At 72.1% G+C, this 26,095-nt stretch carries 16 protein-coding genes; 5 read left to right on the plus strand and 11 right to left on the minus strand.

Annotation, left to right across the window (positions count from 1 at the left end; all coding sequences use genetic code 11):
* The first annotated feature begins 67 nt into the window (after nucleotides 1–67).
* Nucleotides 68–1,438 (plus strand): glycoside hydrolase family 18 protein, encoded by a 1,371-nt coding sequence (locus tag ACIOC1_RS07930; RefSeq protein WP_401852601.1) that lies wholly within the window; start codon nucleotides 68–70, stop codon nucleotides 1,436–1,438.
* Between the two features lie 148 nt (nucleotides 1,439–1,586).
* Here ACIOC1_RS07930 and ACIOC1_RS07935 read toward each other — a convergent pair whose 3' ends face one another.
* Nucleotides 1,587–2,540, minus strand: a complete 954-nt coding sequence (locus tag ACIOC1_RS07935) for a GntR family transcriptional regulator (RefSeq protein WP_391049246.1) — start codon at nucleotides 2,538–2,540, stop codon at nucleotides 1,587–1,589.
* 467 nt (nucleotides 2,541–3,007) lie between these two features.
* Here ACIOC1_RS07935 and ACIOC1_RS07940 point away from each other — a divergent pair, with 467 nt between their 5' ends.
* Nucleotides 3,008–5,089 carry a hypothetical protein gene (locus tag ACIOC1_RS07940; RefSeq protein ID WP_401852603.1) on the plus strand — a complete coding sequence of 694 codons (2,082 nt, stop codon included), beginning with the start codon at nucleotides 3,008–3,010 and terminating at the stop codon, nucleotides 5,087–5,089.
* A gap of 88 nt (nucleotides 5,090–5,177) precedes the next feature.
* Nucleotides 5,178–6,068 carry an RICIN domain-containing protein gene (locus ACIOC1_RS07945; protein ID WP_401852606.1) on the plus strand — a complete coding sequence of 297 codons (891 nt, stop codon included), beginning with the start codon at nucleotides 5,178–5,180 and terminating at the stop codon, nucleotides 6,066–6,068.
* 55 nt (nucleotides 6,069–6,123) lie between these two features.
* Here ACIOC1_RS07945 and ACIOC1_RS07950 read toward each other — a convergent pair whose 3' ends face one another.
* Together ACIOC1_RS07950 and ACIOC1_RS07955 are read right to left on the minus strand one after the other, a co-directional pair.
* Nucleotides 6,124–7,542, minus strand: a complete 1,419-nt coding sequence (locus tag ACIOC1_RS07950; protein WP_401852608.1) for a hypothetical protein — start codon at nucleotides 7,540–7,542, stop codon at nucleotides 6,124–6,126.
* Nucleotides 7,543–7,634: 92 nt separating this feature from the next.
* On the minus strand, nucleotides 7,635–10,556 hold the full coding sequence (locus tag ACIOC1_RS07955) for a hypothetical protein (protein WP_401852610.1): 2,922 nt from the start codon (nucleotides 10,554–10,556) through the stop codon (nucleotides 7,635–7,637).
* 727 nt (nucleotides 10,557–11,283) lie between these two features.
* Between ACIOC1_RS07955 and ACIOC1_RS07960 the strand changes: the two genes are divergently transcribed.
* The gene (locus ACIOC1_RS07960) at nucleotides 11,284–12,027 is read left to right on the plus strand and encodes a hypothetical protein (protein WP_401852612.1); all 744 of its coding nucleotides are present in this window, start codon (nucleotides 11,284–11,286) and stop codon (nucleotides 12,025–12,027) included.
* A gap of 195 nt (nucleotides 12,028–12,222) precedes the next feature.
* Here the strand turns inward: ACIOC1_RS07960 and ACIOC1_RS07965 are convergent, their stop codons facing one another.
* From ACIOC1_RS07965 to ychF, 6 genes are all read right to left on the minus strand, one after another.
* Complete coding sequence (locus ACIOC1_RS07965) at nucleotides 12,223–12,549, minus strand: hypothetical protein (RefSeq protein ID WP_401852615.1); 327 nt, start codon at nucleotides 12,547–12,549, stop codon at nucleotides 12,223–12,225.
* A 40-nt stretch (nucleotides 12,550–12,589) separates the two neighbouring features.
* On the minus strand, nucleotides 12,590–13,648 hold the full coding sequence (locus ACIOC1_RS07970) for a hypothetical protein (RefSeq protein ID WP_401852617.1): 1,059 nt from the start codon (nucleotides 13,646–13,648) through the stop codon (nucleotides 12,590–12,592).
* Entirely contained in the window at nucleotides 13,645–14,934 is a 1,290-nt protein-coding gene (locus ACIOC1_RS07975) for a CHAT domain-containing protein (RefSeq protein WP_401852619.1), read from the minus strand. The genes ACIOC1_RS07970 and ACIOC1_RS07975 overlap by 4 nt, the downstream gene beginning before the upstream one ends.
* Nucleotides 14,935–14,975: 41 nt before the next feature.
* A complete protein-coding gene (locus tag ACIOC1_RS07980; protein ID WP_401852622.1) occupies nucleotides 14,976–20,402 on the minus strand; it encodes a tetratricopeptide repeat protein in 5,427 nt (1,808 codons plus the stop codon).
* Nucleotides 20,403–20,840: 438 nt separating this feature from the next.
* Nucleotides 20,841–21,935, minus strand: coding sequence for a hypothetical protein (locus tag ACIOC1_RS07985; RefSeq protein WP_401852625.1), 1,095 nt, complete (start codon nucleotides 21,933–21,935; stop codon nucleotides 20,841–20,843).
* Nucleotides 21,936–22,501: 566 nt separating this feature from the next.
* Nucleotides 22,502–23,590, minus strand: a complete 1,089-nt coding sequence (gene ychF / locus ACIOC1_RS07990; protein ID WP_355347978.1) for a redox-regulated ATPase YchF — start codon at nucleotides 23,588–23,590, stop codon at nucleotides 22,502–22,504.
* Nucleotides 23,591–23,819: 229 nt separating this feature from the next.
* Between ychF and ACIOC1_RS07995 the strand changes: the two genes are divergently transcribed.
* Entirely contained in the window at nucleotides 23,820–24,383 is a 564-nt protein-coding gene (locus ACIOC1_RS07995; RefSeq protein WP_401852628.1) for a DUF6542 domain-containing protein, read from the plus strand.
* Here the strand turns inward: ACIOC1_RS07995 and ppgK are convergent.
* Nucleotides 24,304–25,041 (minus strand): polyphosphate--glucose phosphotransferase, encoded by a 738-nt coding sequence (gene ppgK, locus ACIOC1_RS08000; protein ID WP_355347972.1) that lies wholly within the window; start codon nucleotides 25,039–25,041, stop codon nucleotides 24,304–24,306. The genes ACIOC1_RS07995 and ppgK overlap by 80 nt on opposite strands.
* A gap of 30 nt (nucleotides 25,042–25,071) precedes the next feature.
* Nucleotides 25,072–26,070 (minus strand): 4-hydroxy-3-methylbut-2-enyl diphosphate reductase, encoded by a 999-nt coding sequence (locus ACIOC1_RS08005; protein WP_355347969.1) that lies wholly within the window; start codon nucleotides 26,068–26,070, stop codon nucleotides 25,072–25,074.
* Between the last annotated feature and the right edge of the window lie 25 nt (nucleotides 26,071–26,095).

Raw genomic sequence — 26,095 nt, forward strand, 5'->3', positions numbered from 1 at the left:
ACGGGTTGTGAACGGGTTGTGCCGTCCCCCTTGACCCTTATTGGTCCAGACCAATACCTTCACGCGCATGCGTCGAAGAATTCTCGGCCGTATGGCCGCAACCGCAGCCACCCTCTCCCTGGTCGCCGTCCTCCCCGCCGTCACGGGCGGCTCCGCCGCCCAGGCGCACGGCCGTGACGACCACGGCTCCTCCGCCTCGTCGTACAAGAGCGTCGGCTACTTCACCCAGTGGGGCGTCTACGGACGCGACTACCAGGTGAAGAACGTCCAGACCTCGGGCACCGCGGCCAAACTCACCCACCTCAACTACGCGTTCGCCAACATCGGCGCCGACGGCAAGTGCTTCGAGGCCAACGTGGCCGGCGAGGGCGACGCCTGGGCCGACTACCAGCGCCCGCTCGACGCCGCCTCCTCGGTCGACGGCACCGCGGACACCGCCGAGCAGCCGCTGGCGGGCAACTTCAACCAGCTCCGCGAACTGAAGGCCGCCAACCCGAAGTTGAAGGTGATGATCTCGATCGGCGGCTGGGGCTGGTCGACGCACTTCTCCGACGCGGCCCGCACCGCCGCCTCGCGCAAGGCGCTCGTCGCGTCCTGCCTGGACATCTTCGTCAAGGGCAATCTGCCGCTGCTCGACGGCAAGGGCGGCCCCGGTTCGGCCGCCGGGCTCTTCGACGGCGTGGACATCGACTGGGAGTGGCCCGGCTCCTCCGGTGACGTCGACACCGTCTACCGACCCGAGGACAAGCGGAACTTCACCTCGCTCGCGGCCGAATTCCGCGGCCAGCTCGACGCGTTGGGCCGCAAGGCGCACAAGCACTACGACCTGAGCGCCTTCCTGCCCGCCGCACCGGCCAAGATCGACGCGGGCTTCGAGGTCAGGAAGATCTTCAAGTACCTCGACTTCGGCACCGTCCAGGGCTACGACTTCCACGGCCCCTACGAGGCCACCACCAACCAGCAGTCCGCGCTCAAGGCCCCGCGCAACTCGCCCGTCCCGCACGACTTCAGCGACACCCAGGCGGTCGGCGACTGGCTCAAGCGCGGCGCGCCCGCCCGGCAGCTCGTCCTCGGCGTGCCCTTCTACGGCCAGGGCTGGACCGGCGTCCCCGACGGCGGCACCGCGGGCCTCTTCCAGCCGTCCACCGGCCCCGCCCCCGCCACCTGGCAGGCGGGCAACGAGGACTACCACGCCCTCAAGGCCCTTGCCTCCTCCGGCACTTACACCGTCCACCGGGACGTGCGGAACGGCTTCGCCTGGCTCTACGACGGCACCAACTTCTGGACCTACGACGACCCGCAGGTCATCGCCCAGAAGACCGCCTACATCAAGCGGGCCCACCTGGGCGGCGCGATGGTCTGGTCCCTGGACGGCGACACGGCGGACGGCGAGCTGATCAACGCCGTTCACCAGGGTCTCGCCGCGCACCACCGGTGACCCGGACCCCCAAGTGGCCCCGCTCCACAGGTGACCCGGCGCCTCGGGTGACCCGGCGCCTCGGGTAACCCCACCCCTCACGCCCGGTGCTCCCCAGCCCTCCCTCTCCGCGGGGGAGCACCGGGCCTCCCCACGCGCGGCGGATACGTCAGCCGCGCGCGGCGGAGGCGGCGGCCCGTTTGGCGGCCAGCTTGGCCGCCTGCATGTCGCCGACGACCTGCGTCACCATCCGGACGGACGCGGCGTCCAGCACATTGCCGAACTCGACCACCTCGACCCGCTCCTCGAAGCGCGCCTTCAACTGCGGCATGTCGCTGGGGATCACGACGAGGTCGAGGTCCCCGACGTCCTCCCCCTCGTCCCCGTGCAGCACCCTGACATTGCTGATCCCGGACTGCGTCAGGGAGTCCCGGATGCTGACGGCCTGGCCGTAGGTGGAGTAACAGATGCCCACCGTGCCGCTCCTGGCGGCGGAGGCGATCCGCACCAGCGTCTGCACATGCGGCGCGGCGACGATGGCGACCACCTCGGTCGGCTCCCCGCGCCACAGCCGCCGCACCTCGGCCAGATGGAAGAACGTGGTGAGGGCGAGGTCGTCGTGCTCCTCCTCGGGCGAGAAGTCCCCGAGCACCAGGGGCTTGACCTTGAGACCGAGGTGCAGGCCGAGTTCGCTCGCGAAGTAGCCTGCCCGGTCGGCGTTGCACTCCACGAACGCGACCTTGAGGACGTCGTCCTCGGCGCGCAGGGCGAGGCTCGTCACGAGTGACTGGATCTCGACGGCGGACAGGCCGAGCGCGACGCACTCCCTGGCCGCCGCGTCCAGTACCGCCCACGCCCGGTCCCTGGCGGGCGAACTCGTACGCGCCAGGCCCGTACCGACCACGGTCGTCCCGCTGCGGCCCCGGCTCTCGACCAGGCCCAGCTCGCTCAACTCCGCGTACGCGCGGGCCACCGTGTTGCGGTTAATCTGGAGGTTGTCGGCCAGCAGCCGGGCGCTGGGAAGGGTCTGGCCGACCGCGAGATCGCCGGTCTCGATCATGAACGACACCTGGGTCACGATCTGCCGGTAGATGGGTACGTCCGAGTGACGACTCACCTGCACGTCGCTGTCCACCAGGTGCCCGGCCTTCCCCGTTGCGCATCTCAGCCAAACCACCTTATCCACGCGGGAGGCAGTCAAGCATGCCCCGTGCGCCCTCTTGTCTTCGGCTTGAATTGGCCCAACCGGCTAGGCAGAAAGCACGTCAGGCCGCCCCGCCCCGGCGGAGATCGACAGCGCCCGCACCCCGCTTCGCCTGCGCAAATGCGCTGCAACAGCACAACGGGACATATATCTCTGGCCGTCGCCCGTCCGTGTATCGATGGGTCTAACATCGACCCACCAGGGTAGGCAGTACCCCGCCGCCGAGTGACGGCCCCGGTCGCGCCGGCCTGTGGCGCCCACCCCCATCCGCGACGGGAGCGATGAGTGACCCTTCTCGTTCGAGCCCACGGCACCGGCGACCGACGCGGGGCCGGACGTCCCGGCGCCCGGGGGAACCGCACCCGCTCCCGAGGACTCATCAATAGATGATGCGCATATCCCCCACACCCCTGCCGGCCGACTCCCACGGGTACACGCTGGCGGCCCGCAGGAGAGCGGTGTTCACCGGCAGGACCGCGGAACTGCGGCTGCTGCGGGACCTGATGCTCAGCGACCGGCGCTCCTGCTTCGTGGTGTGGCTGCACGGCATGGGCGGCTTCGGCAAGAGCAGCCTGCTGCACCGGTTCGCCGACGAGGCCGAGGCGCACGGCAGGACGGTCCGCACCGTCGACATGCGCGCCACGGCCGCGACACCGGAGGCGTTCCTGGCCGCCCTCGACGCGCAAGGCCCGTCGCAGGAAGCCCAGTTGCTGCTCATCGACTCCGGTGAGGCCCTCGGGCCGCTGGAGCAGTGGCTGCGGGACGAGTTCCTGCCGCGGATGCCCTCGCACCTGTTCCTGGTGGTCGGCAGTCGGCGGCCCCCGTCGGCCGAGTGGCGGGCCGACGTGCAGTGGTGGCAGGCGCTGCGCAGTGTCGAACTGCGCGGCATGGACACCGCGGAGGCCACGAAGCTGCTGCGCAACCGGGACGTGCCGGAGGCGGACATCCCCGACATCGTGCGGGCCGCGCACGGCGTGCCGCTCGCCCTGGCGCTCTTCGCCGACGCGCGCGAACGCGCCACGGACTCCGTGGAGCCGCGCACCGCCTGGGAGTTGGCCGACTCCCCCGACCTGGTGGGCGAACTGCTGCACCTGCTGCTGCGCGAGAGTCTGTCGCCCGGTCAGGCGGAAGCGCTGCACGTCCTGGCGCTGGCCCGGGTCACCACCGAGGACCTGCTGCGGCACACGCTCGACGTGCCGTCAGCGGAGGCCGGAAAGCTCTGCGCCTGGCTGCGCGGACTCTCCTTCGTCCGCAGCACCGCCGAGGGCCTGGTCCCGCACGAGCTGGTCCGCGAGGCGCTCCTGGTCGACCTGCGCTGGCGCGACCTGTCGGCGTACGAACGGCTCTTCACCCGGCTGCACGCGCATCTGGCCGAGCAACTGGCGTGCCGCACCGGCAGCCGCTGGGCGTTCGGGGCGGGCCTGGCCTATCTGGGGCGCTCCGGCCGCTTCCCGCGGGAGACGGTCGACTGGCGCGGTACGGACCGGCTGCGGCTGCGCACGGCCCGCCCGGAGGATCTGGACGAGGTGCTGGCCGCGATCGGCAAGGAGCACGGCGACGAGGCCGCCGCTCTGGCCCGGCAGTGGTGGGACCGGCAGCCGGGCGCCTTCTGCGTCGCCGAGGACGGCCGCCGCGGCGTCACCGCCGCCCTCGTCGCGCCCTGCCTGGACCCGGGGGCCACCGGGCTGCCCGACGACCCGACGGCGCGTGCCGCGCTGGAGTACACCGCCGGCCACCGGCCGCTGCGGCGCGCCGAGCGGCTGCTGCTGGCGCGCTGGAGCACCGGCGGCGCCGCCGCCGCGGCCTTCGCGCTGACCACGCTGTGGGCGACCACACCGAACCTCGCGGTGAGCTGGACCTGCGCGGCCCCTGACCGGCCGGGTCTCGCCTCGCTGCTCGACCTGTACGGGCAGCAGCGGGTGGCACCGGCCGAAGGACCGTACGGGGAAGGACCGTACGGCGAAGGGGCTTACGGCGAAGGGATGCTGGCCTTCGTGCAGGACTGGCGCAGCGCGCCCTTCGACCGGTGGGCGGTGGATCTGCGGGTCCGGCTGCTGGCCGACGAGCCCGCGCCGGGCCCGGCGCCGGTGACCGTCACCGCGGAGGCCGCCATGCCGTGGCCGGAGTTCGCCGAAGCCGTCAAGCACGCCTACCGCAGCCTCCAGGACGCGCGGCAGCTCGCGGAGAGCTCGCTGCTCGGCACCCGGCTGGTGGCGCCGGACGGGGACGCGGCGGCGCTGCGCGAGGTGCTGACCGAGACGGTGGCGTACCTGCGCGCGCAGCCGGGACGGCGGCAGTTGGGCAACGTCCTGGAGATCACGTATCTGAGCGGGCCGCGCAGCCAGCAGGCCGCCGCGAGCCGGGCGGGACTGTCCTTCAGCACCTACCGGCGCCGCCTGTCCACCGCGCTGGCGACGGCGGCGGAAGTGCTGCGCGAGCGCGAGCTGTACGGATCGGCGCCACGGTGAGCCGCGCCCGTCCCGGCCGGCGTGAGCGGGCGGCGCGAACGCATCTGCGTACCCTGCCAGTTGGACCTTCCGCGAGTGGGGAGCGGCGTTGAGCGAGAGTGACCACGACGAGGCGAAGCGGCGGCAACGGGCGCGGTTCGTCGAGGCGTTGACGACGCACACCCGTCAGCCCGGCGAGCACTCGCGTGTGGGCAGCAGGGTCGCGGGCGCCGTGGCCGTACTGGCCCTCGTCGCGGGCGCCACGCTGGGCATGGGCGCCTGGCGCAGCCACCAGGCGGACGAGCACGACAAGAAGCGGGACCTGGCGGCCCAACGGACCGCCGCGTACAAGAACATCGCGCACTCCGCGTCGCCGTCGCCCACCCCGAAGCCGACGAAGACCGTGCCGAAGCGGACCGGGAAGCCCGTCCCGCACACCGCCTCGCCCAAGCCGCACAGGACCCCTTCCACCACACCGACGCCGAAGCGGACGGCCGGGTCGGGCGGCAAGGACCCGCGGGCGCTGACCGCGCACGACCGCAAGGTGCTGATCATGAACGCCTACAGCGGGATGTGCGTCGACATCCCCTACAACGGACCGGGCCAACTGGGCCTGGAGATCGACCAGTACCACTGCGACGGCACCGACCAGGACAACCAGTTCTGGAACATGACGGTCAAGCTCCCCGCGAGCGGTCCCGGCGGCACCGATCTCGTGCAGTTCTCCAACACGATGGACGGTCTGTGCATCGACCCGCCGGAGCGCGGGGCGCAGCCGTCGGGGACCGAGCTGTCCGAGGCGAACTGCACCGGGACGCTGGCGGACAACCAACTGTGGTGGCTCGCCCCGGCCGGGGGGGACACCGTGTGGATACGCAACTACGCGAGCAACCATCTGTGCCTGCGCGTCGAGGGCACCGACAAGAAGGCACCCTCCGCCCGGCTCGTGATCGGCTCGTGCGGCACCGACGACGACAGCCGCTGGCGGCTGCTCGGCTGACCCGGACCGTCGGCGGACGGCCGACGCACGGCCGTCCCCTGCCCGTCGGCGCCCGTCAGACGGTGAACCGCACCGCGTCCAGCCAGCGCGTCTCGTCCAGCGTGCCGCCGAAGATGTAGTTGTCGGCGGTCTGCGGGGTGTCGCAGGCCATGCTGCCCCACGGTCCGCCGCGGCTGTACGTGTTCTGGCAGACGGTGCCCGTCGCCCTGCCGACGCTGATGCCGAAGCCCGAGATGTTGGGCGCGTCCTGCCTGGCCGCGCCGAGGGTCAGATCGGCGCCGTCCTCCACGGTGACCCACGACTTGTTCACCCACCCCTTCGCCTGGAAGTAGGCGTTGGCGGAGGTGCCCTTGGTGCCGGACACGGCGATCTGGATGGCCTTGATGCTCCGCGCGTCCACCTCGGAGCCCGCCACGGACCCGTCGCAGACGGCGAGTTGCCAGCCGAAGGTCGCCACGTAGACCCGGTAGCAGATGTGGCGGCCGGGTTCGCGCGCCGCCAGCCGGAGGACCGTGGCCGAGGCGGTCCTGTCGTCGCCGGGCATCTGCGGGCCGGGGCCGAGGTACGGGGTCGTCGCCTTCCTCGTCGGTGTCGCGGTCGGCCGGGCCGTCGGGCTCGGCGGCGCGGGCGGGCGCGGCGCCACGGCCTTGGTTCTGGCCTTGGGCTTCGTCGTGGGCTTGGCGGCGGGCGACGCCGAGGACTTCTGGGGAAGGGGGATGTGCGGGACGGTCGCGGGCGGGTCGGTGATCCGCCCGGCGGTGCTGGCCGCCGTCGTCAGATGGTCGTTCTTGTGCCCGGAGCCGCTGGTCGCCCAGGCCACCAGGGGCACCGCGAGGATGACCACGCCGACCACGCCGACGGCGGCGAGCAGCGGCTTGCGGGACGGGCCGGAGGGCGGTCCCTCGGCCGGGAGCGCGGCTCCGGGGCCGGTCTCGCGGGTGAGTTCGCGGGTGGCCTTCGCGTCGGGGGTCTCGGCGGGTGTTTCGCCCGCTTCGGTGGTGGGGGCCGAGGCGGTGGTCGGGGCGGAGGCCGAGGCGGTGGTCAGGGCCGTGGTCGGGGCGGAGGCCGAGGCAAGGGTCGGGGCCGGGGCAGCGGTTGGGGCAGGGGTTGGGGCAGGGGTTGGGGTTGGGGCCGGGGTCTCCTCGGCCGATCCCTTTCCGGGCAGCGTCGGCTCCTCGGACGTACCGCCCGCCTCCGCCGTACCGCCCGCCGCGGGCTCAGGCCGCGCGGCGGCGGCTGTCACCGGAGCGGACGACGTACCCGGGCGCGAGGAGGTGTCGGGGGCCGGGGGCGCCGCCGCACCGGTGGTCCGCGGCACCGCGGGCGTCAGCGCCTCGCCCGGATCGGCCGCCACGGGACCCAGCGTGACCGCCCGGCGCACGGACGAACCGCCCCTGGAGGCAGCCGAATTCGCGCCGCCTTCGGTGGCACGGGGCGTTCCGTCGGGGTCGGGTCGGGTCTGACGGCTGCTCATGGTTCTCCTTCGGCCTGGTGGTCAGTCGGTCGTGCGGCGCGGTGTCCTGCCCTGCGTGCCGGGCGTGCGGCCCGGATGTGCGGTGCGGGCGGCTACCCGCTGCCGCCCACGGGCCCGACACAGCGCTCGGGCCACCTCCGGCCCTCCTCGGCGGGCGGACCACCGGCGAGCGCGTCCTTCAGTTCGGCGAGCGCGGTGAGGTCCCGTGGGCTCAACTCCCGTGCTCCGTCCATGTACGTGGTCGCGTGCGCGGGCAGTTCCCGCAGCAGTACGACCGAGGTCCCGGCGGGTGCGGTCCACGTCCCCAGCACGCGGAATCCGGTGCCCGGCGCGAAGACGATCTCACCGTCCGCCGCCGCCAGATCACCCACCTCGCGGCCGGTCGTCGACCAGATCGCGTAGCGCACGGCGGTGCCGCCCGCCGCCGGAATCCGGGCCAACGCCCCTATCGGCGCCGGGTCCTGGAGCAGCGCGCCCAACCTCGGCTCGGCACCGCCCGCCGCGCCGCCGCGCAGGGCCACGCCCCGGTACGACGGCAGCCGCCGCAGCCCGGACGCCACGCACCCGGCGTACGCCTGCGACCGCGCCTCGCCCGCCCGCAGGCCCCGCGCCAACTCCCGCTGGCGCAGCGGCCCTTCGTCAGCCGACAGATACGCGCGCACCGCGACCAGATCGAGCCGCGCCGCCTCCCGCTCGTCCCCGCGCAGCGCGAGCTTCCGCTCCAACAGCCCGTCCACGGCTGCCGCGTGCCCCTCCCAGCCGTCCCCCACCAGCTCGCGGAACGCCGCCCGTTGCGCGGCGGTGCTGACGTGTCCGGGCAGCACGAGGCGGGGCTCCTCCCGCCTGACGGCCAACGGGGCCGGTGGCTCGGGCCGTTCGGGCCGTTCGGGCTGAGCGACCTGAGCGACGGGTGCGGGGTCGGGCTCGGAGTCGGGGGCGGAGGCGGGGTCGGGGGCGTAGGCGGGGTCGGGGGCGTAGGCGGGGCCAGGTGAGACGACGAGTGCGCGGACGAGTGCGGAGCCCCGCAGGGGCGCGGTGATCGCGGGTGCCGACCGCGTCGGACCGGGCCCCCGGCTGTTCGTGCGGGGGCCGGGGGCGACCGTACGGCCCGCCTCGGCCGTACCGTCGGGCCGTTCACCGCCCCGCTCCCCCGGAGCGCCCGGCGCGGAACGGTCGCGCGCGGCGACATCCGTCTCCGTCGTCGGCGTGCGGACGAGCGTTCCGTCGGCGCCGCTGTCCCCGGCCGGGGACGCGCTGTCGGTGGGCACGCTCGCGGCGGCCGGACGGCGTACGGGCTCCGCACCCGGCGCCGGTGCCGGTGCCGTACCGGTCAACTCCCGCACAGCGGGCGGTCGTTCGCGGGGAGCGTCGGGCGGTACGGCCACGGGCGCGGGCGGGCCCGGGGACGCTGCCGGTGCCGGGCGGTCCGGTCCCGGGCGGTCCTGGTTCGGACGGTCCTGGTTCGGGCGGTCCTGGTTCGGGCGGTCCGGTCCCGGGCGGTCAGGTCCCGGACGGTCCTGGTTCGGGCGGGGCGGGGCCTGCCAGGGGGGCGGGGCCGGGCGGGCGGCGGTGACGTAGCGGATGCCGCGTACGCCGTGTTCCGCCGCGAGGCGGCGCAGTTCGGCCTCGCCGCTGGTGAGCCGTCCTCGCACGAGGAGGGTGGTCCTGGCGCGGGCCGTGGCGCCGAGGCCGGTGAGCAGGCGGGCCAGCGCGGTGAGCAGGGAGGCGTCCAACCGCTGTCCGGGCGCGCCGAGTTCGATGGCGCAGGTCTCGGGGTCGACGGCGGTTCCCACGAGCGGGGGGCGGGGCGTGCCCTGGGCCCACAGGGCGAGGCCGGAGCGCGTCACCGTCGCCTGCCAGCCGTCCGTGAGCCGTACGGTGCCCGGTTCTGTGCCGCCGGGGAGCCAGTCGGGCGGGAGGCTGCCGAGCAGCCGGGGCAGGGGCGTTCTGCCCCGCGCGTCGGTCGGGAGGCACGCGACGGCGGTGACGTACGGCTGCCAACTCGGTTCGCCGTCACGGCCGATCAGGGTCGGGCGGGGTACGGCGCCGGGCGGCGCGTGGTCGGCGAGCAGCGGCAGGCCCGTCAGGACGTCGACCCGGCTGTCCAGCGTGTCGGCGACCGTGTGGGCCAGACGCAGCAGGTCGGCCTGTCCGCCGGGTGCGAGGCACACGCGGGCGCGGTGTTCCGCCGGAAGCGCGGACAGGACGGCGGCGACCTCGTCGGCGGCGACGTCCTCCGCGTGCGGGGCGCCGACCAGCACGACGGCGTGCGCGGAGTCGAGCGGCACCGCGAAGCACAGGTCGTCGGGGCGCGGCCCGGGCGCGTCGGCGGGGCGGATCACCAGGCCCGCCGGAATCTGTTCGACCACGCAGCCGCCCGATGTCCGCGTGGGCACGCGGCCGACGGCCTCCTGCCAGGCCGGTGCGGGCGCGCGGGGGCCCAGCTTCCGGGGCGCCTCGCCGGGCGCGAAGCGCCACCAGCATCCCTCGGGACGGTCATCGCCCCGGACGAAGAGGCTGCCGCCGGGCGTGATGAGGACGACGCCGTCCGGCGCGAACACCTCGAAGCCCCAACCGTCGGCGATCCTGCGGGCGGTGCCGGGGCGGCCCTGCCGGTCGTCGCCCGCACCGGACAGGACGAGGCGGACGCGGCGGGTGCCCTGCGCGCGCAGCGAGTCCAGGAGGGTGACCAGGCGCGGCCAGTGGCCGCCGCCGTTGCCCTGCCCCGCGCCCTCCGAGCCGACCATGACGGTGACGATGTCCGCCTCGGCGCCGAAGGTGTGGGCCACTTCGGCCAGGACGGCCATCGGGAAGGAGTCGTCGTCCACCGAGCGGACCAGGAGGACGCCGTCGATGTCCTCGACGAGGGGGGCGGGGACGGACTCCGCCGCACCGGCGCCGCGGCTCGTACCGGCCTTAGCGCTCGTACGGGTCGCGCCGCCCGTACCGCTCGCGCCGCCCGTACCGCTCGCGCCGCCGCCCTTGCGGGACAGGCGGGAGGCCCAACGGCTCATGCCTGGCCCTCCCCGTGGTCCCCGTACCGTGCCGTCGTGCGCGACGGCGACCCCGGCCGTCCCGCGCCCTGCTGGCTCATCACTGTCCTCGTTCGGTGAGTCGTTCCCGGCCGGTCACGCGAGCCTGCGTGCGCCGGCGGGTCTCCGCGGTCCGGGCGGATGCGTCCTCATCTCGCGCCACGAGAGACCGGCCCGCGCGGTGTCAGCGCGGGAGCGACGGGACAACGATGTCCGTCACCTCGCGCCGTACCGGACGCGTACCGCTCGCGGACGTGTGGGAGACACTCCACCACCTGCCCTCCCCTGCCCAATCCCGGCCGACCGGAACGACGTTGCTCGGCGGCCGGTGTACTGCCTATCCCTGTGGAGCGATAATTGGCCCTATTGGTTGGGTCATTCAGGCATCCAGATATATCAGACCCCAATGGCACCACGGTGTCGGACCGGCCAACGCCGCGTGGCCGCCCACCGTATGACCCGGCCGGGAGCACGGCGGCCGACCGCGACCGACGGCCCGGCCGGCCTTCCGGCCCTTCTCCCGCCTGCCCCTCCGCACGCTCAGCACGGGGCCCGATCGTGCTCAGACGGTGACCAACCCGTGCTCAGCCACGGGGAATCGGGGATCGCCGTCAGTAACATCGCGTCCCGTCCCCCGCCTCCCGCACCCGAGTGCCGTCCCCGGCTCCCGTGACCGTCCACAGGAGAGGTCCGTGTCAGCGGCATTGCCATGCCTATTGACCTGTTTGGCGAGAAGTTAATTCGCTCCGTCCCGGCCGAGGAGCAGTTCACGTATCCCGTGAGCGTCGTTCTCTCGCTGCACCGCGAGCGGACCCCGGCCCTGCTGCGCGCCCTGCGCACCCACCACGTTCTGCCCGCGCTGTGCCACCCCTGGGGCTCGGAATCCGCCTACCGCACGCTGCTGCGCAGGGCCGGGACCCCCCTCACCGTGCTGGACGTCCCGAGCCCGCGCGGGACCGGCGATCTGGGCCAGCGCGTCCACGCCCTCAGCCACCTGTCGTCCGTGGTGGTGCTGGTGCCCGACCGTACGGACTCCGCTGATCTGCTGCTGGCCGGCGCCGCCAACGTCATCCCGCGGGACACGGACCCCCGTGAACTGGCCGGCCGCATCCTCGCCGAACGGCGCTGGCTCGACACCAGGTCCTCGCCCCGCCGGCCGCCGGACGCACCGCGCCACGGATCGCCGCGCCCCCATCGCGGCACCCAGCAGGTCCTGTTCGACATCCTCCGCACCACCGCGCACCCCTGGTGCTGCCACGACCTGTGCCTCCTGCTCGGCGCGGCCGACGAGCCGATGACCCGCCGCGCCTTGCAGGCCCGGATCGTACGGCTCAACGAGCGGTTGGCGCCTGACGGCATATCAGTCGACTGCGCCTCCCAGTGGGGCCGCACCACCTTCAGGGGCCTCACCGCCGAACCGCCAAGAGCGGAAGCCCCATTGAGGCCCGCATGAGGCCCTGACGTCGTGGCCCAGGCGGGCAAGGACGATCCCTCCCTGCGTAATCTCGCGGGTTACGCCTTCCTCGGCGGGGTCTTCTTCCTCGTCTCCGCACTGCGCCTCAAGCGCGCGGGCTCTGCCGCCTGAACGCCCCTGGCCGGGCTGCGCGTTGGCGCTCCCGCCCGCTTTCCTGACGACGCGTCGTCGTGGCTACGCGTCGTCGTGCCGTGCGGCCAGGATTCCGATCAGCCGCGCCCGTTCGGCCCCGGTCGCCCCCGGCAGCGTGATGCGGTCCCCGCCGACCTCCCACACGACCGTCGTGTCCGGCCGTTGCCGCGCCAGCCAGCCGCTGACCGCCGTGATCAACGTCGTCAGCACTCCCCCCGACGCCGCCAGCGTGATCACCAGCGCCGCCCACGAATGCGCGTCCCCCTTCGCCCCCTCCGGCGCCGCCTCGCCCCGCGGGCGCACCTCCCGTACCCCGTCCTCGTCCCCCGCCAGAAGCTCCGCCCTCAACCCCCGCGCGGCCCACTCCACTTCCCCGCCATCCGCTCCGTCCCCCGGCCCACCGGCCGAGTCACCGCGAGTGCGAAGCGAGCGAAAGCAGCAGATGCGAGGACTCCGGATGCTGGAAGTCCGAGTGCGCCCCGGCGGGCGACAGCCGGGTCCCCCAACCACCCCGGTAGAGCCATCCCGCGTCCACGTTCACGATGCGGTGGTCGAGATCGTCCAGCCGGTACGCGGTACGCGTCGTCCGCAGCCGGATCGAGGACTGCGGTACGGGCGTCCTGCCGACGCCCGAGTGGCCGATCCCCGACGCCCCTTCCGCCCGTAGATGCCAGAAGCCCGTCGCCCGGTCCCAGCGGGAGTGGGTGAGGACCAGCGGACCCCGCAAGGGCGCGCCAGCCCGGCCGGGGGCAGGGAACAGCGAGGTGAAGGAGTCGGTGAACGCGTCGCGCGGCGCGGCCATCTGGAAGATCAGCATGCTGTCGACGGTGAAGGGCCGCCGCGGATCGGCGGCGGCGCTCCAGCCGAGCACGCGTGGCCGCGCGGGCCGTTCCGTCGCCCATTGCACGGCCTCGCACAGGAACCGGCCGCCCAACGAGTGCCCGACGAGATGCAGGTACTGCCCGTACCGGTTGGCCATCACCGCGGGGTCCGCGGGGTCGGCCCTGTGCGTGTCGAGGTAGCCGAGGAGGTGGGAGAGCACATAGGGCGCGTGGCCCGTCCCGGCCGCGCTCATGGCGTGCGCCCGGTCCCGGACCGCCAGGAATCCGCCGAGCGAGATACGGCTGGACGAGGGCCAGCGCACGACGACGACCCAGGGCCGGTAGCCGTCACCGAACCCGGGGTACATCCGTCCGCGCGCCGCCCGCAGAGTGATCGCCTGCCGTACGAGGGCCGCCGCGGACCGCGACGCCGCCTCGGGAGCCGTCTGCCACCCGTGCGCGTACACGTAGATATCGGTGGCGCGCTCCGGAATGCGCAGGTTCTGGGCCAGGTATTCGCCGACGCGGTTGGTCGGCACGGGCGTACTGGTGCCGGGGACCAGGAGCCTGCCGCGGTCGTCGAGGTCGATCGCCCGTACGGCGACGTCGGGGCCCGCGCCCCGGCCGCGCTTCTTCGTCTGTATCACGCCGCCTTCCTCAGGCTGCTGTCGATGCCGCAGTGCAGCGAGTAGACGAGGGCCAGCGGGTTGTGGAACTCGGTGGCGAAACGGCGGACCAAGGCCAACGCGATCTCGCCCGCGGTGTGTTCGCCGGTCAGATAGAGCTCGAGGAAGGCGTACGCGTACTCGGTGGCGAAGAGCTGCGGCACTTCGATCTGGGGTCCCAGCACGCCGATCGCACCCATGCCCACGAACGCCTTGCCGAGGTGCTCCAGTTCCGTACTGCCCGCCGCCTGCCCGGTGTGGCAGGCGTTGAGCAGGATGAACGGCGTGAAGCGCCCCTCGCCCCGCTCGTAGCGCCGCCGTTTGTGCCTCAGCAAGGACGCGTCGATGTCGGCCTGGTCGGACAGCCTGACCACGAGGTGGGGCTGGGACGAACCGTTGGCCACGAAGTGCCCGTGGCACCAGAAATAGATGACCTCGTCGTCCAGCACGGGCGAGCCGAGATCCCGCAGGAAGTCGTCGGACCGGGTGCACACGGTGAGTTCGGTCTGCTCGTCGAGCAGCTTGTGGACCTCGCGTGCCCGGCCGACGGATTCCAGCAGGGTGTCGGTGTTGATCCGGGTGACGGGCCGTGGGCCCTTCCGCTGCCACTCGTTCTGCGGTGCCACGTGGTTCTCGCCGGTCTGTTCCACCTGGTGCCGGTGGCCGAGGAACGCGTTCCACGAACTGTCGCCCTCCAGCTCGGGATCGGTGGCCATCATCGTCCACGGCAGATGGACGTCGGAGTGGAACGTGACGCGCAGGGACTCGGCGCCGCCGAGCTTCCCGAGCAGGAAGTCCCGAACCGCGGTCAGTTCGTGGCCGGGTCCGTCGAGCAGGTCCACGAGGAGTTCGTGGCCCTCCCCGACCAGGAACCGGGTGAGTTCTCCGGCGACTTGGGTGAGCTGGGAGAGGTCGGCCTCCTCCGTCAGGGGAAAGCTGCCGAGCGGGGCCGTCTCCTCGTCGGGCGACTCGTAGTTGATCAACCGGTCGCGCCACAACGAGCGCAGTCGGGCACCCGCGTTGACCGCCATGGTGGCGCTGGTCGACAGGCGCGCCGAATGGATGCCCGCGTTGGGCGTCCGCTCCTTCGGCGCGAGGACGGTGATGTGCAACTCGTCGGACCGCTCGCGGTGGAGCGAGACCACGAGGTCCAGCGGTGTCGCCGCGGGCGCGCCCTGCCGCTGCTCACCGGCACGCGGCGGTAGCACGGAATAGTGCCACGACGGATCGTCCAGTACGTCGACATCGGCGTCTTGAGGAAATGGCATCGGTCTCTTCCTGCTGTACCTGTACCTGTGGAGCGGCGTCTCTACGAAGCGTCCGGAACGTCGAAGCTCGCCTCGACCTCCTGGAGTACGACCCCGTATTCGCGGTCGTACACGGTGAATCGGATGCGGTGCACTCCGGGCTCCACCGCCGTGAAGTCGAAACGCGGGGGTTCGGATCCCGGTGAGTACTCCGCCGTCGCGGGACTGACGTATGCCTGCGTCTTGGCGGAGAGCACGAGGAGCAGGGTCGGCGGGGTCGGCGCGAGATCCTCGGTCGCCGCGGCATCGCCCGAATCGTGTTCGCCCGCATCGCGCTCGTCCGCCTCGGCCTCGGTGTCCGTGCCGCCCGTACGCTCCAGGCGCCATTCGATGGAAGCCGTCCGGCCTACGCGCGGCTCGGTGAGGATTCTGACCCTCGGCACCCAGTCGCGGCTGGCGCGAGCGAAGCGGCGGCGGAGCACGGCCAGTCCGGGATGCTCACGTCCGAGCACCTTCTCCCACGCGCGGAGGATGTCGGCGAATTCGCTTCTCGGTACCTCGTCGCCGCGTTGGACCCGGGCGAGGGCCAATTCGCCGCGGGTTTCCAGGGTGGCCGGGTGGTGGGGCCCGAACACCTCCTCGCGACCGGCGCGGACGCCTTCCAGCAGTTCGACGGCGGCGGCCCAGTCGCCCGACTCGCCAAGGGCCCGGGCCACGTTCTCGGCCAGTGCGGGATATCCGTCGCGCGGCCGGTGCGCCGCGGTGACCACGGTGGTGACGAAGTCACCGCGTTCGTCCGACGACCGGTGGGCGCGGCCCAGCTCCCTGACGCTCTCGGGGTGCCCCGGTATCCACAGGCGTGCCCGGTCCGCGAAGAGCTCCTCGTACGCGGCCACCGCCCGCTCGGGCTCGCCCGCCTGGAGGAGCGCGTAGGCCAGGTCGGCGCGGGAGCTGAGCACCAGCGGATGGTCGGGGCCCACCCTGCGAAGGCGTTCTTCCACCAGGCGCTCACAGGTCTCGACGGCCCGGTCGGGCAGACCGGTCTCCGTGTGAACGAGCGCGAGTCTGCTCAGGGCACGCAGCGTGGCCCGATGGGACGGCCCTTGGACGCGGCGGAAGTCCTCGGCGATGTCGGCCAGTTGACGGATCGCCTCGGCAACGTCGCCGTTGTCGCGGTGGGCGAAGGCGAGATCCGTGCGACATCCGAGGACGGTCTCGTGGTCGGGGCCATTGATGTCGGTGAGGGTCCTGATCAACTCCCCCAGTTCGGAGATCACTTCCTCGTACCGGCCCCGCAGCCGGTCCACCCGGGCGAGGCTCCGCCGGTTGTCGAGGACGTCCTGGTGCCGCTCGCCCTGCACGGCGACCCGGTCGGCGATCAGCCGGCGCAGGTGCTCCGCGGATATCGCGTACTCCCCCGCATCCTGGTACACGAAGGCGATCCGCTCGCGGACGCCGAACGTACCGACGTGGCCGTCGCCGTACAGCCGCGTGCGGTCCGCCACCAGCGCTTCCAGCACCCGGATCGCCTGGTGGTGAGCCCCCGCGTCCCACAGGGCTCCGGACAAGTGGTAGCGCATGCCGAGGACTTCGGAGTGGTCGGGGCCGAGGACTCGCTGATAGTCCATCAGCAGCGCTCTGACGTCGACGATCGCGCGGCGGTAGTCGAGCGCCGCCTGGTGATCGTACGCGAGGTGCTTGCGCGCGACGAGCGTCGCGTGGTGGTCGGGGCCCTGGATGCGTGTGCGGTCCTCGACCAGTCGGGTGTCCCACTCGACGGCCGACCGGTGTTCTGCTGACCAGCGCAGGACACGCGCCATGTCCTCACGGGCCTCCAGGGTGTCGACGTGCTCCGCGCCCTGAAGTCGCGTCCGGTCCGCCAGCAGGCTTTCGCACTGCTCCTTCGCCTGCTCGTAGTTCTGCGCGAACAGGTGGGTGAAGGCCCACCACATACGGGCGTTGAGGGTCTCGCCGTGGTCGGGTCCCTGGACGCGGAGGCGAGCGGCCACCGCGTCCTCGTAACAGGCCAGGGACCTGGAGTAGTCCTCTGCGATCCGCAGCGTCGAGGCCACGTCCTCCCTGGCGGCCAGTGTCGCCAGGTGGTCGGGCCCCTGGACGCGTATCCGGTCGGCGAGCAGGGCCTCCAAATCGGCGAGAGCCCTTCTGAGGTCGCCCGCGTCGCGACGGACGACGGCGAGGCTCCTGCGCGCGTCCAGCACCTCGGGGTCGTCGACGCCGTCGGCCCGCGTACGTATGCGGATCGACTGTTCGTAGAGCTCGATCGCCCGCGGGTGGTAGCCGGCGGCGCGGCAGGACTCGGCCAGATTCTCACGGGTGCCAAGGACTGACGGGTGCTGCTCGCCCTGGACCCGTATCCGGTCGGCGAGCAGGGCCTCGAAAGCGGGGATCGCCCGCTCGTGGTCGCCGAGGAGCTTGCGGGTGAGGGCCAGACCTTCGGCCGCCCGGAGGGTGTCGACGTGGTCCGGTCCCAGGACTCGGGTGCGTGCGGCCGTCAGTTCCTCGAAGACCGTGGTCGCCTGTGCCCAGTCCCCCGCCACCCACAGCGCGTAGCCGAGCGAGGCCCGCGCGGACAGTGCCTTAGGGTGGTCGGCCGGTCGAAGGCGAGTCCACGTCTCGACCAACTCCGTTGCCAGGCGCACCGCTTCGGTGTGGTCCTTCGCGGCTCTGCGGCTGTCGCGCAGGGCTTCTTTGGCGCTGAGGGCATCGGGGTGGTCGGGGCCGAGCGTGCGGGCCTGTTCCTCGGCAAGCGCCTCGAAGTCCGCGGCGGCACCCGCGTAGTCCCGTGCCGCGCTGCGGGCGAAGCCGAGCGAGGAGCGGGACAGAAGGACATCGCGGTGATGTGCTCCGAGAACCGCTGTCTCATCGGAGACCAACTGCTCGTACTCGGCTACGGCTTGGCGGTGATCCCCTGAGAGGCTGTGCAGATAGGCGAGGTTCGCGCGGCTGGCGAAGGAGTTGGGGTGGCGCGGCCCGAGCACCCGCTTGTGGTCGGCCACCAGCGCGGTGCCGGTCTCGACGGCGGTGCGGAAGTCACCGACATCGCAGTACGCACGCGACAGCCAGAGCCGCGTGAGCAGGGTCGCGAGGTGGTCCCCGCTTCTGATCCGGGTCTCGTCCGCGACGAGCCGTTCCAGATCTCGGACCGCCTGCCGGCTGTCCCCCGCCAGGTTCCTGGTGTTCGCCAGCGACCTTCGGGCCTGGAGCGTCCGCGTATGGTTCTCGCCCCTGACCCGGGCGAACTTCTCGACGAGTTCCCTGTAGAGCTCCACGGCCCTCGGGTAGTCGCGCGCCGTCGAGTGGACGTAGGCGAGATCGTCCACCGCTTCGAGGGCGTCGGGGTGGTCGGGCCCCAGCACTCTGACGCAGTCGGTCACCAGCTTCTCGGCGTCTGCCTTCGCCGCGTGCGCGCCGTACGCCTCGACCAGGGCGTACAGCAGGTCGCTGCGGCTCTGCAGCGTGTCGGGGTGGTCCGCGCCCTGCGTGGCGGCCCGGTCGCCGGCCACCTCCGTCCACAGTTCGAGCGCCTTGACGTCGTCACCCGCCGCCGCGTAGGCGTCGGCCAGCCACCCTCTGCTGGTCAGCGTGTCCGGGTGGTGGATGCCGAGGACGCGCCGACGGTCGGCGACCGCTTGGGCGTACGTCGACAGCGCGGTGTCGTGGTGGCCCGCCTGGAGGTGGGCGTACGCGAGGTTGTTGCGGCTGGCGAGAGTGTCCGGGTGGCTGTCGCCGAGGACCCGGGTGCGGTCCCTGACCACGGCCTCGAAGTCGCGGACCGCCTCGGTGTACAGACCGGCGCGCTGGCGCGCGTAGGCGAGGGCGTTACGGCTCGACAGCGTGGCGGGGTCGTCCTCCCCGAGCTCTTCGGTCCGCTGGAGGGTGACCACGGCGTACTCCTCGACCGCGCGCAGCGTGTCGCCCGCCTTGCGATAGGCGTACGCCAGTCCGTCGCGCGAGGCCAACGTGGCCGCGTGGAGCGGCCCTTGCCGCCGTGACCGCGCCTCCCACACCTCTCGGCGCAGCCGTACGCCCTCCTCGGGGTCGCCGACCTTGCTGTGGGTCACCGCCAAGTCGTCTTTGCTGTCCAGCGTTTCGGCCGCCTCGGCGCCCAGCAGGCGGGTCTGGCCGTCGACCACGGCCGTCAGCAGCGGCAGCGCGAGGACGCGGTGCTCGCGTGCGACGAGTACATGTACGGCGCGGCGGTAGAGGGCGATGACCTCCAGGGTCGGTTCGTCCGAGGGTTCAGTGGACGCGAGGGCCTGGATGTGAGGGAGGTTGGCAGCCCAGAGGCGGCTGTCGTCTTCTTGAACTGGGGTGGGGAGGTCTTGCGGGGCTTCGGTCGCGGCTTCGATTCGGGCCGCTTCGATTCGGGCGGCTTCGGCGATGCTCCGGGCCAGGACGTGCTTCGCGCGGGCGCGGTGAACGGCGCCGTCGGATTCGGCGCGCAGCATCGTACGCAGCAGGCGGTGCACGGTGATGGTGCCGTCCCCCGGGGTCACCAGAGCGTAGGCGGAGAGCACGTTCAGCGCTTCGCGTACGTCGTGTCCTTCGTCTTCGAGCGACCGCAGCATGTCGGTGGACAGCGGCTCCGGCCCGTACCAGGCCAGCAGTTTCAGCAGGTCGACCGCGAACTCCCGCTTGCGACGGATCGCCGGGAGGCTCATCCGCCAGATCCGGCGGATGATGTCGGCCGCGGGCTCGTCCACGGCGCCCGCTTCCCACAGGGCATCGGGCGTCTGTCCGAGCCGCGTGCGGTACTCCGCGAACCCCAGCCCGGTCTGGTGCAGATATGCCCCCACCTGCGCGAGGGCCAGCGGCAGCCGTCCCAGGTCGGCGGCGAGCAGCCGCGCCTGGTTCCGTTCCGCGCTGCCCGCGCCGCCGTACGGAAGAGCGCCCTGGCAGAGCAGTTCGGCCGCCGAATCCGGGTCGAGGACGTCGAGGCGGATCGCCCGCGCCGCGGAGTGCCACCCGGAGGCCCTGCGGGTGGTGACCAGTTGATGCCCGTGCCCGAGCAGGCGGCTGATCCGAGGGTTGAGGTCCACGGGGTTCTCCGCGTTGTCGTAGACCACCAGCCAACGGTCGTGGTGGTGGCACAGCCACCTCAGCGCCCACTCCGTACGGACCTTGGGCTCGGCGGTCAGCGCCCACGACGGGTGCAGGAATCCGGCCAAGTCCCCGAAGGCCGCGTCGATCTGTTCCTCGGACTCGGCCGACACCCACCAGATCACCCGGTAGTCCGCGCCGGAGCTCCTGGCGTAGTCCAGCGCGAGCGAGGTCTTGCCGACACCTCCGAGCGCGCGCAGTGTGTCCGCCTGGCAGACGACACCGACGCCTTCGGTCAACGCCTCTCGTATCGCGGCGAGTTCTCGACCGCGTCCGACCAACTCGCGTATCGCCGTGCGGGGAAGGTTGGTCAGCGGCTTCTCGGGAAGCACGCGGACGATGGCGTCCTGTGCCTCCTGCGGAACCACGGTGGCGCGCTGCTCCGTATGCGGATTGCCCCCTTGGTGATCAGCCTGGGAGGCACTCCCGCCCTCGAAGCCGCCCTGGCCTCTGCCTCGCAGGGCAGGCCACGCGCCGATCTCCCCGACCATGTCCATCTCAGCGGGTACGCCTGAACTCTAACCAGGACGTTAACCAGGCTTCCGACACCGAACCCACCACGTTTCCCCCCTGCGCCCCAAGGTCGTGCCCCGTGAGCTGATACAGCCTCAACTGTACGGTTTCGCAAGGGCTGTTGTCAGGCGAGCGGCCAGGATCAGACCAAGGGACCTGACCGGCTCCCACCGGACTCGGCCCGGTGCCGGGGACACGTACTTCCCGTGCGGGGACACCGATGCCTTCACGCTCATCGCCGTGCTGCCCTTCTGGCGAAATCCGCCCGCCGGCTTCCCGATCGGCGAGCCTGGTCAGAAGAGACGGGCCCGCACCGGCCGGGTGAGGTGGTCGAGGATCCGGCGCAGCCACGGGCTGCGGACGGCCGGCAGCCGGACGAGGGCGTACTCGAAAGCGTTCTGGTCGATCCGGAAGGGCGTGCCGGGGTGGGGCGCGAGCGGTTCGTCGCGCAGGACACCGTCGGGCAGGACGCCGGACGCGATGAGGGGCAGGGGGGCCGGTTCGGGAAGGGCCAGGGAGAGCCAGACGCCGAACGGCAGGGGCACGCACTGAGCGGAGGCGTCCGGGCTCCAGATCTCCCCCGTCTGCGGGTGGGTGGGGACGAAGAGGATGTCGGCGTCCGCGCCGGACAGTCCCGGTCCCGCGAAGTCGGCGCGCAGGGCAGCCGGGCCTGCGGGAAGCAGTGTGTCGAGGGCACGTTGGAACACGTCCCTGGCCAGGCCGTTCGGGAGTGCCACGGTGCGACCGCCCGAGGCCACCAGCAGGTGGGCGAGTGCACGGCCGGCCGCCGCCTCCCACTGGGGGTTCCACGACCACCGGTGATACAGCCCACTCGATGATCCCCACCCGGTGATCGGTACGACCGGCGGCGTACTCCGCCCGTGCGCCGCCAGTTCCCCCCAGGACAGCGGTACGGCGTCCTTGCCGTCGACGCGCACCCGCCGCACAGCGTCCGGAGCGAGCCACACCGCCTGCCAGAGCGAGCAGTCGTCGATCCGGATCGCCACGGGCAGGCCGCACACCTCGCACACCATGTTGGGCCCGTCGCCCCCGGCGAGGCCGCAGCAGGCGCTCCCGTTCTTCTCCGGGACCAGCAGGGTGCCGCGGACGTCTCCGGGTGCGATGACGACCGCGCCGGGTACCCCGTAGGACAGCTCGGTGACCGGCGCGTAGACGCCCCGGGCCGCCGCCTCGTCCGGATCGATCTCCTCCCACCCCCGCCACGGCTGCCCGCTGGGCTCCGGGTCCACCGCGAACGTGCCCTGCGCCATGAGCACCGGGAGCTGCACCGCGTTCCCGGACTTCTGATACGCGTGGACCGGCAGCTCGACCTGCGACACCGGCGCGGTCAGCTCACCGCCACATCCCGCACACGCGAAAACGAACAACCGTCCTCCCCCCTGCAAAACAGCCGCATCGTCGCATGACAGCGGCGATCGCCCCACCGGTTTTCCGCGCCGCTACGGCCGCCATGCGGTGATGCTCAGCCGGCCCGACAGCACAAGCGGCCTACGGGAGGCGGGAGGGGATAACCTTTTCGGCCTCAGCCGAGCCGTTGCAGGCGAAGGGCACGCGGTGCGCGAGGACGTCCCGGATGCCGCGCTGCAACGCGCCGCCCCGGGCCGCTGGAGCCCTCTGCGCCGCGACTGGGGAACCAAGGTGGCCAAAAGACTTTTGCCAGGCGCGCCGCTGGTTGGGGTGGAGGGTGAATGAACCTCTGAATTTCATCGGGTTCACCTGCTGCATGGTGTCCATGGCGGTCATACGGGCGGCGTGGCCGCGTTCTCCCGAGTGGGTACCTCCGCTTGCCTCAGTGGCGATTGGCTACGCCTGCTGGTTGGCGTATCGCCTACTGAGAAGGAGGACGAGATGTCGGTGCTCCTGCGGATTCGGTGCGGGCCCTGAGGCCGCGCACCTCCTCCGCCGCAGTTCAGACGGCCCTCCGCGCAAGCGGCTACACGTTAAAGCGGAATTCGACCACGTCGCCGTCCTGCATCACGTATTCCTTGCCCTCCATGCGGGCTTTGCCCTTGGCGCGGGCTTCGGCCACGGAGCCGGTGGAGACGAGGTCGGCGAAGGAGATGACCTCGGCTTTGATGAAGCCCTTTTGGAAGTCGGTGTGGATGACGCCGGCGGCCTCGGGAGCGGTGGCGCCGCGCTTGATGGTCCAGGCGCGGGATTCCTTGGGGCCGGCGGTGAGGTAGGTCTGGAGGCCGAGGGTCTCGAAGCCGACGCGGGCGAGGGTGGCGAGGCCGGGCTCCTCCTGGCCGACGGACTGGAGGAGTTCGAGGGCTTCGGCGTCGTCGAGCTCGACGAGGTCGGACTCGAGCTTGGCGTCGAGGAAGATCGCCTCGGCGGGGGCCACGAGGGCGCGCTGCTCGTTCTTGAAGTCCTCGTCGGCCAGCTCGTCCTCGTCGACGTTGAAGACGTAGAGGAACGGCTTGGTGGTGAGCAGGTGCAGCTCGTGGAGGAGGGTGCCCTGCTCGGTGCCCTTGGTGATGCCGCGCGAGAAGAGGGTGTCACCCGCGGCCAGGATCTCCTGGGCGGCCTCGGCGGCGGCGAGGACCGCGGCCTTCTCCTTCTGGAGGCGGGCCTCCTTGGTGAGGCGCGGGATCGCCTTCTCGACGGACTGGAGGTCGGCGAGGATCAGCTCGGTGTTGATCGTCTCGATGTCGTCCTTGGGCGAGACGCGGCCGTCGACGTGCACCACGTTGTCGTCCTTGAAGGCCCGGATGACCTGGCAGATCGCGTCGGACTCGCGGATGTTCGCGAGGAATTTGTTGCCCAGGCCCTCGCCCTCGGAGGCGCCGCGGACGATGCCCGCGATGTCCACGAAGTCGACGGTGGCGGGCAGCACCCGCGCCGACCCGAAGATCTCCGCGAGCGTGCCGAGGCGGGCGTCGGGGACGCCCACGACTCCGACGTTCGGCTCGATCGTGGCGAACGGGTAGTTGGCCGCCAGCACGTCGTTCTTGGTCAGGGCGTTGAAGAGCGTCGACTTGCCGACATTCGGCAGACCGACGATTCCGATGGAGAGCGACACGTGGAGACTTCCCGGAGCGGTGGGCTGGTGGGTGTTCGGACGGCCACCAGTCTACGGGCCGCCGCCGTACCGCCCGGCCGCCCGTCGAACACCGGCCCGAGGACGTCACCGCACCCGGTACGGGGACCGCTCCGAGGACGCGCGCGCCAAAAAGCCCCGCCCCGCCCCGGAGGGGCAAAGCGCGTGTCCCGCCGTGCGATCACCCGACTGCCGTGCCTACTGTAAGTAGGTGGACCAACACAGTGCGCGTTCAGGTGCCGCTCCGGGACCCGGCGGAGAGGCCACAGTCGGGGTGTACCGCGCCCCGCGCCCCCGGCAGGCCGTCATGGCCACCGCGGTACGGCAGACCGTCCACCGGCTGCGTACCGCCCAGCGGCCCAGGCCACGGCTGACCGGCCTCGGCACCGGGCTGCTGACCACCGCCGTGACGGTCGCGGGCGGCGGGATCGACGTCCTGCTCTTCGACGGCCCCGGCGTCTTCTTCGGCCTGGTCTTCGTCGCGGTGTCCGTGGCGGCGGCGGTGTACGTACGCCCGTACGACCTGGTGGCGGCCCCGGTGGCGGCGCCGATCGCCTTCGCCGTGGGCATCGCGCTGACCGCCGACAGCGGGGGCGGCGGCCTGGCCGGTCATCTGCTCGGCGTCTTCACCGGGCTGGCGCTGATGACCGGCTGGCTCTACGCCGGGACGGTGCTGGCCGCCGCGATCGTCGGGATCAGAGCTTTGCGGCTGCCATCGCGGCGCCGACGATCCCCGCGTTGTTCTGCAGTTCAGCGGGAACGATCTCGGCGCTGATCCCCTTCACCAGGGGCAGGAACTTCTCCGACTTGCGGCTGACGCCGCCGCCGATCACGAACAGGTCGGGCGAGAAGAGCATCTCCACGTGCGCCAGGTACTTCTGGAGCCGGTGCGCCCAGTGCTCCCAGCTCAGGTCCTCGTCCTCGCGGGCCTTGACCGACGCCTTCTTCTCCGCGTCGTGCCCGTGCAGCTCCAGGTGGCCCAGTTCCGTGTTGGGCACCAGATTGCCGTCCACGAACAGGGCGCTGCCGATGCCGGTGCCCAGCGTCAGCATGATGACCGTGCCGCCCCGGCCGCGGCCCGCGCCGAACGTCATCTCCGCGACACCCGCCGCGTCCGCGTCGTTGAGCACCACCACGGGCAGGCCGAGGCGGTCGCCGAGCATCCCGCGCGCGTCCAGGCCGACCCAGCCGCCGTCCACGTTGGCCGCCGTACGGGTGGTGCCGTCCACCACCACCCCGGGGAAGGTCACGCCGACCGGGCCCGACCAGCCGAAGTGCTCGATGACCTGGTGCACCCCGTCGATCACCGACTCCGGAGTCGCGGGCTGAGGGGTGTCGATCTTGTAGCGATCGTCCGACAGGGCGCCCTGGTCCAGATCGACCGGAGCGCCCTTGATTCCCGTACCACCGATGTCCACACCGAACATATTCATGGCCCCCAGGTTAGAGGTGACGGGAAAAAGTCACCTCTTGGCGGATTCCCCGGCGGCGGCCTCGGCACGCAGATCGCGGCGCAGTTCCTTGGGCAGCGAGAACTGGATGGACTCCTCGGCGGAGGTCACCACCTGCACATCGGCGTAGCCGCGCTCGGCCAGCCAGTCCAGGACGCCGTCGACCAGGATCTCCGGGACGGACGCGCCGGAGGTGACGCCGACGGTGGTGACGCCGTCCAGCCACGCCTCGTCGCACTCCTCGGCGAAGTCGACCAGGTACGACGCGCCGGCGCCGGACTGGAGGGCGACCTCGACCAGCCGGATGGAGTTGGAGGAGTTGCGCGAGCCGACCACGATCAGCAGGTCGGCGTCGGCGGCGATCTGCTTGACCGCGACCTGGCGGTTCTGCGTGGCGTAGCAGATGTCGTCGCTGGGCGGCGAGAGCAGGTTGGGGAAGCGCTCCTTGAGCGCGTCCACGGTTTCCATCGTCTCGTCCACCGACAGGGTGGTCTGGGAGAGCCAGACGACCTTGGACTCGTCGCGGACCGTGACCTTGGCGGCATCGGCGGGGCCGTCGACCAGGTGCATGTGGTCGGGCGCCTCGCCCATCGTGCCGACGACCTCTTCGTGGCCGTCGTGGCCGATCAGCAGGATGTCGTAGTCGTCCTTGGAGTAGCGGACGGCTTCCTTGTGGACCTTGGTCACCAGCGGGCAGGTCGCGTCGATCGAGGCGAGGCTGCGCTGGGCGGCCTCCTCGTGGACGACGGGGGCCACGCCGTGCGCGGAGAAGATCACGATGGCGTTCTCGGGCACCTCGTCCGTCTCGTCGACGAAGATCGCGCCCTTCTTCTCCAGCGTCTGGACCACGTATTTGTTGTGCACGATCTGCTTGCGCACGTAGACCGGGGCGCCGTACTGCTCCAGCGCCTTCTCGACGGTGATCACGGCCCGGTCCACGCCCGCGCAGTACCCGCGGGGGGCGGCGAGGAGGACGCGGCGGGGGCTCGTAGCGGCAGTCATGGGGTCCATCGTACGGGGGCGCTGATCGCACGCG

It is taken from the genome of Streptomyces sp. NPDC088197 (assembly GCF_044741185.1).
Taxonomy (GTDB): Bacteria; Actinomycetota; Actinomycetes; order Streptomycetales; family Streptomycetaceae; genus Actinacidiphila.